The following is a 2,416-nucleotide window of genomic DNA, read 5'->3' as shown; positions in this document are numbered from 1 at the left end:
AATATTTTGCCTACCCGTGAACGCGCCAGCTTGATTATGACCAAAAGCGCTAATCATGCCGTTGACTATGTGCGTTTAAGAAAATAGAAATATTACAAGACAGTGGGGGATAATCCCCCCTACTGGCTATTTTCCACGCAGTGAAATTTCGCCACCAATATAGGCCTTAATCTCACCGTTATCTTCGAGTAACAGCGCGCCCTGCTCATCAATCCCGCGTTCAATGCCGTGTATCTCACGCTCGCCCATAATCAATTTCACCGGGCGATTATAGTAATTATCGATGGCTTGCCAGCGCGGGATGAAAGAGCGTAGTCCGCCCTGTTCAAACACTTCTAGCGCATTACTCAGTTCAGTGATAAGCGTAGCGGCCAAAATATTACGATCGATATCGATCCCAGCTTCTTGCAGGTTGATCCACTCTTGCGTCACGCCCTGCCCCGAAGAGGCCCGCATCCGCAGGTTGATGCCAATACCGATCACTAACTGTGCCGCATCTCCCGTTTTTCCCATCAGCTCAACCAGAATGCCAGCCAGTTTGCGATCGTGCATATAGAGATCGTTAGGCCATTTAACTTTGACATCATGTGCACCGAGGCGATGCAGTACTTCTGCAATCACGATACCAATAGCCAGGCTCACGCCCACCGCGGCCGCAGGCCCCTGCTCCAAGCGCCAAAACATGGATAGGTAAAGGTTAGCGCCAAACGGTGATTGCCACTGACGTCCGCGACGACCGCGGCCAGCCTGTTGGTACTCGGCCACGCACGCATCGCCAGAGTGCAAGCTCTCCAGCCGGTCGAGCAGATACTGGTTGGTCGAATCAATGACAGGCAGTACCGCAACGTTACTCGCAGGGAGTGCGGCACGAATAACATTCTCATCGAGCAATTGCATCGGTTCAGGCAAGCTGTACCCTTTCCCTGTAACAGGAAACACATCCAACCCCCACTCTCTGATGGTTTGGATATGTTTGTTAATACCAGCTCGGCTCATTCCCAACAGTTCACCCAGATATTCACCTGAGTAAAATTCACCGTCGGAAAGAATCTTGATAAGCGTTAAAGGGACGCGAATATCTTTCATGACAGCACCTCTGTTGCGCTTACTTCACCCGCTGAAGCAATAAAGCGCACTTCTGGCTCAAGCCAGAGTGCAAATGTCTCTGCAACGCTATTACGCACATAACGCGCCAGCGCAACGATATCACCACTCGTCGCCTCACCAAGATTAACCAGCACCAGAGCCTGCTGGTGATGAACCGCCGCGCCACCAATACGATGTCCTTTTAACTGGCACTGGTCGATAAGCCAGCCAGCAGCAAATTTAACCGTACCATCGGGCTGCGGATAGCGTGGTGCGTTGGGGTAACGCGTCAAGATAACCTGTGCCTGCTCGGCGCTGACGACGGGGTTTTTGAAAAAACTGCCCGCATTTCCTAACAGCGCCGGATCGGGTAATTTCTTACGCCGCATTGCACATACCGTCGTAAAAATAGCATAAGGCGTCGCGGTTGCAGGATCGAGCTGCGCCAAATCACCATAGCCCAACAAAGGCACCCAGGACTTCGTCAGATACAGGCCTACTGCAACAATAGCAAATCCCTGGCGGTATTCATGTTTGAAAATACTTTCACGATAGCCAAACTGACACTGTTCGGCACTGAGGCGGGTCACCAGATTGAGAGTAAGATCCAAGACATCGACGTAGGCGCAAAACTGCTTAAACTCAGCGCCATAAGCGCCAATATTCTGGATGGGAGCCGAGCCGACGCAGCCTGGGATCAGCGCCAGATTTTCCAGCCCTGACACGCCCTGTTGCAGCGTATACTCGACCAGATGATGCCAGTTCTCACCGGCACCGACGTGCAGGTGCCATCCGCAGTCGTCTTCAGCAATCTCAATCCCTTTTATGCGGTTAACAATGACAGTCCCTACAAAATCTTCCAAAAACAGAACATTGCTACCCTCCCCCACAATCAACACCGGTTTATTCTGTTCACTCGCATGACGCCAGGAAGCCGCCAACGAATCCGGTGTATCGGCGCAGACGACCTCATCGGCATAAACGGGCAAAGAGAAGGTGTGATATGGCTTAAGGGATGTGACACTGCTCGTCATCAGAACGTACTCTCCAGATTGAATACGCCGTAGTTTACCCGATCCCGCACGCCAAATCTCTACGGTCCGTCGGCATCTTCGATCCCTGAGAGGGCAATGAAAGGATAGCGTTTTTTCTGCCGGAGATCCCCGGCTTTCGCCGAGGATGACGGTGTGGGGAATCGGGGATCGCAGTGTGGATATTCCACGCACAGCAAAAAGGGCTGTCCTTTCGGACAGCCCTTCGCTGGATAAAAGCCTGGCAGTTCCCTACTCTCACATGGGGAAGCCCCACACTACCATCGGCGCTACGGCGT

The 2,416-nt window shown here is 52.4% G+C and carries 3 protein-coding genes; 1 reads left to right on the top strand and 2 read right to left on the bottom strand.

What is annotated here, in order from left to right:
• Positions 1–87, top strand: an 87-nt coding sequence (locus J5224_RS24995; protein ID WP_264627913.1) for a hypothetical protein, incomplete at its 5' end; no start/stop codon positions are given.
• 39 nt (positions 88–126) lie between these two features.
• Here J5224_RS24995 and birA read toward each other — a convergent pair.
• Both birA and murB read right to left on the bottom strand, forming a co-directional pair.
• The gene (gene birA, locus J5224_RS24990) at positions 127–1,086 is read right to left on the bottom strand and encodes a bifunctional biotin--[acetyl-CoA-carboxylase] ligase/biotin operon repressor BirA (RefSeq protein WP_264627912.1); all 960 of its coding nucleotides are present in this window, start codon (positions 1,084–1,086) and stop codon (positions 127–129) included.
• Complete coding sequence (murB, locus tag J5224_RS24985; RefSeq protein WP_264627911.1) at positions 1,083–2,120, bottom strand: UDP-N-acetylmuramate dehydrogenase; 1,038 nt, start codon at positions 2,118–2,120, stop codon at positions 1,083–1,085. The genes birA and murB overlap by 4 nt, the downstream gene beginning before the upstream one ends.
• Positions 2,121–2,416 lie beyond the last annotated feature (296 nt).

This window comes from Candidatus Symbiopectobacterium sp. NZEC135 (assembly GCF_025962695.1).
The sequence above is the reverse complement of the archived record's forward strand: the minus strand, read 5'-3'. Positions and strand labels throughout refer to the sequence as shown.